This is a genomic window from Mucilaginibacter dorajii (genome assembly GCF_024808255.1).
GTDB classification, from domain to species: Bacteria; Bacteroidota; Bacteroidia; order Sphingobacteriales; family Sphingobacteriaceae; genus Mucilaginibacter; species Mucilaginibacter dorajii.
Genome location: NZ_JANTYS010000026.1, coordinates 78,375 through 86,269 on the forward strand (window position 1 = coordinate 78,375; position 7,895 = coordinate 86,269).

General features: G+C 43.0%; 4 protein-coding genes. All 4 read right to left on the bottom strand.

The window, feature by feature from the left end:
• Positions 1–2: 2 nt before the first annotated feature.
• Entirely contained in the window at positions 3–1,886 is a 1,884-nt protein-coding gene (locus FHS10_RS24945) for a restriction endonuclease subunit S (protein WP_259096393.1), read from the bottom strand.
• On the bottom strand, positions 1,886–4,684 hold the full coding sequence (locus tag FHS10_RS24950; protein ID WP_259096396.1) for a type I restriction endonuclease subunit R: 2,799 nt from the start codon (positions 4,682–4,684) through the stop codon (positions 1,886–1,888). The genes FHS10_RS24945 and FHS10_RS24950 overlap by 1 nt, the downstream gene beginning before the upstream one ends.
• 668 nt (positions 4,685–5,352) lie before the next feature.
• A complete protein-coding gene (locus FHS10_RS24955) occupies positions 5,353–6,411 on the bottom strand; it encodes a hypothetical protein (RefSeq protein WP_259096398.1) in 1,059 nt (352 codons plus the stop codon).
• Between the two features lie 336 nt (positions 6,412–6,747).
• The gene (locus FHS10_RS24960; RefSeq protein ID WP_259096401.1) at positions 6,748–7,323 is read right to left on the bottom strand and encodes an ankyrin repeat domain-containing protein; all 576 of its coding nucleotides are present in this window, start codon (positions 7,321–7,323) and stop codon (positions 6,748–6,750) included.
• Positions 7,324–7,895: the final 572 nt, after the last annotated feature.

The following is a 7,895-nucleotide window of genomic DNA, read 5'->3' on the forward strand; positions in this document are numbered from 1 at the left end:
ACCTAATTTTTAACGATTACTTTCCCAAAACCAACCGGCAATAACTTTTCCTCTATCATCCACTGCCACGTTGATGCAATCAATCGCTCGCTAAATTTAGATTTACTATCATCCCATTGGTAAACTTCATCGGATAGCAACTGGTCGGTTAATTCCTTTTTTTGAATAATGTAGTTATTCCAAACCGCATAAATAGTTGCTATCAATTCAGCGGTGTCTGTGTCCTTGTCTTTAAGTAGTTTTATAATAAATTTTATCTTCTCACTAATTGGCCGGAAATATTTAGGGTATTCTTTTGTCAATTCAGAAATGGCATCAGCTGGCTCATATTTGTAACCATGCCCTACTGGCGTTTCCTCAATCCAGTTCTTTTGTTTGCCTTCTGTTAAAAATGCGTACAAAAACTTTGAATCCAGTGGCCCGGCCGCTTCTTTTACATATTGAGTTTCGTAATCCAATTCTGCATGTTGCTCACACAGGTACAACATTTTTTGGAGTTTGGTACGACCAACATAGCCACCTTTTTGAAACGAATAAATAATATGCCCGGCAAGTACTTTGCGCTGCCAGTCATCACTACCTCTTTTAACTATCGATACAACTTTAGTTTCTTCGGCTGCTTGCTGCACCTTTAACAGTTTACCCTCAAAAGCCTTTTTCAAAATGCTTTGCCTTAATGCTTCGGCTTGTTGCAGGCTGGTAGTTATGGTTTCTTTTATTTTATCGCAAACGCTTAGACGGCTTTCAATTTCTTGAACTACCTGTTTTTGGTGGTCTAAACTACAAATAGGGACTATACAAGATTTCAATTGTTTTGTATTTATTCTCGGTCTTGTCGCGCCATGAACTTCGTCTATTAATTGATTATAAACATTTTTTGTTGACAAAAAGTAAGCTAAGTAATTGGTATTTAAATTCTTTACATCGACCCTTATACAAAAACAATCCGCTTTATTTATGGCTAATTTTATACCGGGTGGCAAAACGGCTACCCTAACCTTTTCGATAATAAATGATGAAAAAATAATATCTCCGGCGCTAACAGTATGCTTATCGAGAGAAGCATATTTTTCTTTAGAAATAAATGTTTTGTATTCCTCTTTAAATTCCAAAACACCTATATTTTCTAATCTAATAACTCTAATTCCATCATCGACATAATCATCGCTTTTTAGATTTGATCCAAAAGGTCCATCGAAAATTTTGCTTGCTATTGTTCCCAATTCCTTGTGTGCCCATTCTTCTGGCAACTCCCCTTCCTTAACGTTCTCATTCGTCAACTTACCCTCAAAGGCCCATTTTAAAACTGCTTGCCTGTAAACCTTCAATTGATCCTGTGCTGTTTTTAAATTTTCAATGCCTTTATCAAGTTCGCCGAAAAGCTCTTCTATTTTCTGAACAATCTCATACTGTTCTTTTATTGGAGGAAGCACAATTTCCATTTCCTCGATTTTTGTTGAGGATATATTTGGTTGTGCCCCTCCATAAGCATCCTTTTCAATCTGCCTTTTTAACGAATGAAGCTGGTATAAAAGAAATTGATTATTTAAAGCATTAGTATTTAAAATGTTAAACTTCCCGACGCGTTGATTTTGGTATGCGATTTCATTACTGCTGAAAATTCCAAATTTTCCAGTTGTCGCGCCTGACATAGCGACAAGAATGTCGTTATTATTAATTAAATAGTTTTCGTATTCGCTACCTGCTTTTACCCGTACTGATTTTTTAGTAGTAACATGGCCTACTTTAATATCTGAAATTCTTATTACTGGTATACCATCAGTTAAATAATCAGTACTTTTAAAAGCAAAACCATTTTTAAGTTTGCAAACAGTGCCGAGTTTAACCATTATCCACCCTTCCGGCAATTCCATATTCTTATCCATTATGCCGCTAATACTTCGTTCAATTCATTAATTATTTCGCCGGTGCTATCGCCAAACAATTGCCACATTTTACCGAGGCCCCCTTGTTTATTAAAAGGATCGAGTTCAAAATCGTCCTGTTCTACATGAAAGCTGGATGCTATGTAATCCTTAATCATACGCAGCCATTGCATTTGCTCGGCGTTAAATTTGGCAGCTTTACCCGCCTGTTTGCTAAACACCCATTGCTGAAAGTTAAGGTCTACCGTTTTATCGTACGCCGTTAAACTTTCGTCCATCCCGCTTATTTTACGGAGGAGCGAAACTAAGGCTATTAATTCGTTTTTTGGTTGGTCGTTTACCTTTTCTAACTGGGCATAAGCCCGCCATATATTTAGGGGTGCCAGCATGGGTTTACTGGTTTTAATAGTATCTACCAAATCCTTAATCATCTTATACGTGAGTTCGCGCCGTTGGTAGGGCTGCCCGTAAAATAACTGCAGGGCGGTTATTTCGGTTTTGTTATCGGCTATCCAGGTTTTAAAATCCTGTACCAAGCCTTCGGCTATGGCGGTATTATCTTTTACCCAGCCTATGTTTAACAATTCGTCGGGGTTTACGTGGTCAATCACCTGGTCGTACTGTTTGCGTACGTCAATAATATAATTGCGCAGTTCAAAGCTGTTAAATACGGCGGTGGCCTGGTCTATCAACGCATTGTGCTGTGCTTTAATGGCTGCATCCTTATCAATGGGTGCAGCACCCGGCATCTGCCTGTCAACAGTTTGCCTGATGGTTTCCAACGCATCTGCATCGTAAGCATTTAATAATTGCTTTACTACTTGGGTAATGGTTTGACCTCCGGCCTTTTCGGCAAAAGTCATTTTTTCCTTTTCAGTGATCAGCTTATCCAAACGGATCAATCGGTTTGCCAGCGTGGTGAGCATATCCTCGTCAGTATTACCCATATGCACACTTTCAATCACTTCCTTAAGCGACAGGCCCGGCTTTTTCTCTAAGGGGCGGCTATCAGTTTTCTGGCTTTTTTCTACACCGATAGCGTCTATAATAACAAAATGGTCTTTGGTAAATTTGGCGGCAGGCGTACCCGTAGCTTTCAATTCTTCAATGCTACAGGTGCGGGTACCCCGGCCTTTCATCTGCTCGTAATAGCTGCGACTTTTTACATCTCGCATAAACAGCAATACTTCCAGTGGACGTATGTCTGTACCGGTAGCAATCATATCAACAGTAACGGCCACACGTGGAAAATAGTCGTTACGGAATTGCCGTAAGATGCTTTTAGGGTCTTCCTCGCTGCGGTAGGTTATTTTTTTACAAAATTTGTTTTCTTCGGCAAATTCCTCGCGTACTATATTGATAATGTCGTCGGCATGGCTATCGCTTTTGGCAAAAATGAGCATTTTGGGTACTTCAAAACTTTCGAGGGTGGTGGGAGTGGCCGGTGTAACCCTATCGGGAAACATGACGGGTAATTGCTCTTTAACAGCTTTGATGATGAGGCGCAACTGATTTGGGTTTACAACCTTATCATCCAATTGCTTGCCGTTGTATTCTATATCCTCGTCAAGGGTGTTCCAAAATTGCTTGCGGGTAAGCTTTTCACGCTTGCCAATGTATTCGCCCAATTCAATTTTTGAGCCGTGTTGCGTAATTTTGGTTACTATTTCAAAAACATTGTAAGGTACCAGTACGCCATCCTCAACCGCTTTTTGATAACCATAATCGCAAACCAGGTTTTGATTAAAATAACCAAAGGTGCGGTTATCGGGCGTAGCGGTTAGGCCAACCTGGAAGGCATCGAAATAATCCAATACCTGTTTCCACAGGTTGTAAATACTGCGGTGGCATTCGTCAATCACCACAAAATCAAAAAACTCCATGGGCGTTTTTTTATTATATATTACGGGCAAAGGTTCTTTAGCCGCCCACTTTTTTTCATTAGGGTTTTGTTCTTCATCGCGCTCATCCAGTTCGCTACCTTTTAATATCGAATACAGCCGTTGTATAGTACTGATATAAACCTGGCTGTCTTGAGGAATAAACGAACTGCTTAAACGGGTAACGCCATACAATTCGGGAAACAGGCGATTATCATCCTGTGGCTGGTAACGCTTAAATTCCTGTTCGGCCTGTTCGCCTAAGTTTTTGGTATCAACCAAAAACAGTACACGTTTGGCTTTGGCAAATTTGAGCAGACGGTATATAAAAGAAATAGCCGTAAAAGTTTTACCCGAACCCGTAGCCATTTGTATCAAGGCTTTAGGGCGGTTTTCCCGGAAAGATTTCTCCACACCGGTAATAGCTGTTACCTGGCAATCACGCAAACCATCAACCTGTAAAACCGGCGTATCATGTAATCGGCTACGTAATGTTTTGGCTTCCTTTATCCATTGCTGAAAGGTTTCGGGCCGGTGAAAAGTGAACACAGGTCGTGAACGCGGTTTAGGGTCACGGTAATCGGTGAACCTTGTTAACTCGCCAGTACTCTCATAAACAAAGGGCAAGGGATCATTATTCAGGTATTTGAGTTTGGAATTAGCGTAATCTGTAGATTGATCTTCGGCTACAATGAGCTTATATCCTTCGTCTTCCCGTTTAGCTTCAATAACGCCGACGGGTTTTTTATCTACAAATAATATATAATCGGCAGGCCCGGTTTCGGTTTGGTACTCCCTGATGGCCACGCCTATACCCGCACTAATATTGCTTTGTTTTTTACCCTGTACCAGCCAGCCACAAGCTTCTAATTGCTTGTCGATATGATCGCGGGCCAATTGCTCGGGGTTTTGGTTCATTAGCTTAGTTAGGAATTTATAAATATAGTATCATTTTTGAAATCATAGTATATTATTAGTACGGTATGTGAGGTGATAATGTTGAACCATTCCCCCGCAGCTCAGCGTTAGGGATTGAAATGGATACCGGCCAAAAGCGCGTAAGGCCTGCAGGCGTATGAATGGAAAGCCCGGCCCGCAGGGAACGCCATTGGGGGAAAGAGTCAAGAGACAAGAATCAAGAATTAAGACTTTGGGATTGGGGACTTTGGGATTTGCGGACTTTGAGGATTGTTGGACTGCCGGGCGGAAGGCTTTCTCAACTTCGGGGACTTTGGGGACTATTGGATTACCGGGCGGAAGGCTTTCTCAACTTCCGGACTTTTCGGACTTCGCTGACTTTTGGACTTTCGGACTATGAAACTTTGGGTACTATTGGATTGCCGTGCGGCGAGCTTCCTCAACTTCCGGACTTCGCGGACTTTCGGACTTCCGGACTACTTGTTCGGCGGATAAAATTAGGGTTTGGGTGCTGTGTCGGCTTTCCGGGCTATCCTACTGGTTGACGTATGCAAACTGGGAACTTCGCCGGCTTTGCCTGCCGTGGGGATCTTTTACCCTGGCTGGCTTGGGGATTTCGGCCTTTTGCCGGCGCAGGGGTAATACCTTAAGATTTATTGGGGGTTAGTTTATGGAAAGGGGGTTACCACAATGGCCGAGGCGAAGCCGCCTTTACCAATTGACGAGAAAAGACGGACAGGTAAACCATTTTTCCAAAACGTAGCCACCGATTTTTGTTGATAAGTGGACTGGCCAGAGGTATAAACATCATTATTGAGCACCGCGATACCCGTTACTTCGGAGGAATAGTCGGAAAACACAGTTAGTTTCCTGTTTTTATAATAGCCCGGTCCTTTTGATGTACCACAGGCCACATACACATCGGCACCGCTAACCGCCATTTCGATGGCATTGATTGCTACTGTTCCGTCGGCCAGGGATACCGGCAGGCCATTTTTCCAATAGTTGGTAACTGTGCTTTTTGAATCGGGTTGCAGGTAAGATGCGGGCATATACATGTCGCCATTTTGAAACACAATATTGTTGCCGGCATATGAATTGGCACTATTCGGAAGCGTAAACGGAGACCCGTTTTTCCAATACACCGCCGATGTTTGTTGCCCTATCTGGTAACCCGATACATAAATATCGGTGCCTTGTATAGCTATGCCCGCGGTGCTTGCGCTGGTACGGCCCGGCAATAGGGGAAGCGTTACCCGTTGTCCGTTTTTCCAGTATACAGCCGCGTCTTCTACAAAGCCGGTAATATAAACATCGTTGCCCTGTATGGCTATGCTACCTGCCGACGCGTTTGTTCCGGTGCCTGTTAGGTTTGTTTGCACCCCGTTTTTCCAGTAAACGGCAACGTATTTTCCATTGGTGGCGGTGATGTAGCCCGAGGCATAAACATCGGTACCCTGCACGGCTATGGCATTTGCAGCGGCATCTTTAATTCCCTGGGTGAGGATTACGGGCACTCCGTTTTTCCAATAAGCAGCCTCCCTTTGGTAAGTTACAGAATCATAAGTGCTGCCGGCCACATACACGTTGGCTGTATATTTAGGAATGGAATCTACCTTATTGGGCTGATCAGGCAAGCCGTTATTTTTGTGACACGCGCTGAATAGCAGCGCCCAAACCCCAATAAAACTGGCGGCATATTTATAAATACTTTTAAACTTTAGCATAACTGAACCAATATAATCATTTTTAAAATTTAACCGCTAAAGTTTTCAAAACCCGCCCTACTGTTTACTTTGGAACTGTGGGCCCTGGGGGACTATTGGACTGGCGGAATCTGAATTTCGGGACTTAAGCATTTTTGGTGAGTCACAACTTATTACCCGCCTACTTCCGGACTTACCGACTTCCCGGACTTTCGGACTAAAAAACAACCGCAAGGGGCTTAAAAAGTAAAAGCCTTAAAAGGGATGGGGGTTAACCCGTCGCGCTTTTAAAGCTTTTGGTTTTGGGGGATGTTTGTGGTTGGTAACCGGGGGAGAGGTTACTATCGCCAACCGTTGTTAGTAAGGTACGTAAGCGCTGACTGTGGTGTTGCGCAGGGCGGCGGTTACGGTGTAGGTGTTGTTAAGCAGGGTAAGCAAATCGGCATTGTTTTGGGTTTGGGCGTAGTCGGCCGCGGTTTTGTGCTGTTTGTCTTTAATTTTGGTGCTGGCACCATGTTCTAACAGGCTTTTTACAATGCCGGCGTTACCAGCGTTTACAGCGGCTATAAGCGCGGTTGCTCCCTGGCTGTTACGTGTGTTAAGGTTGGGGTAATAAGTAAGCAGCAGGCTTACCATAGCCGTATTGTTTTGGCTGGCGGCTACCATCAGGGCAGTGTTACCATCGCGGTCCTTAGCGTCAACATTAAGGGGTTGTTGTAAAAGCAGGTTTACAGCCCTATCCTGTTTGCCTTTAATGGCGGCCAATAAGGGCGTGTTGCCGTTTTCGTCTTTACTGCTCAGGTCGGCACCGTGGCTAAGCAAAAACCTCACGCCGGGGATGTCATTAGTTTGAATGGCGGTGAAAATGGTTTGCGCAAAAGTGGCGGATGAGGCTGCAAGTAGCAGGCATAAAATGGCAATCTTTTTTGTCATAGTTAGTCAGTTAAAAAGTTTGTGGCTTTCGCCGGTTAAGTTAATTACTTCAAAATACGACAAATTTTTACTGCCTGGTTTTGGCCCCGCGGGGCGGTTTTACCGCTAATTGAGGGCAACGAGCGCGTCGACTTTCTTATTATTTAAATTTTAACCTGAATGAAATTTAATTCAGTGAACAAAATGAACGGAGAATGAATAAACGTTTTAGGCGCTACAACGCAAAGCTATAAGGGCTTAATTAATAGTTTATGCACCGTGAAGGGTACTTTTGCTTGAAATAAATTCCTTTATGACATTATATTGACAATAGAGCAAGAATTTTAGGAGCAAAGAATAAGGACAGTAGAAGTTAGAATGATGAGAGAGTGGATTTTGAGGGTTGTGATTGACAGATCCTGGGGACTATACACCGTGCAGAAATGGAATTATAAGAACGTTCGGCCAGTGATAAAAAATTATTGGATTAAGGATCTTTTGAGTTTTCAGTTTTCGGCAGGCAGTTAGCGGGGGAAGCCGGTTTGCAGATAGCAGAGGGCGGTTTTCAGTTAGTAGATTGTTCCGCTAATTCC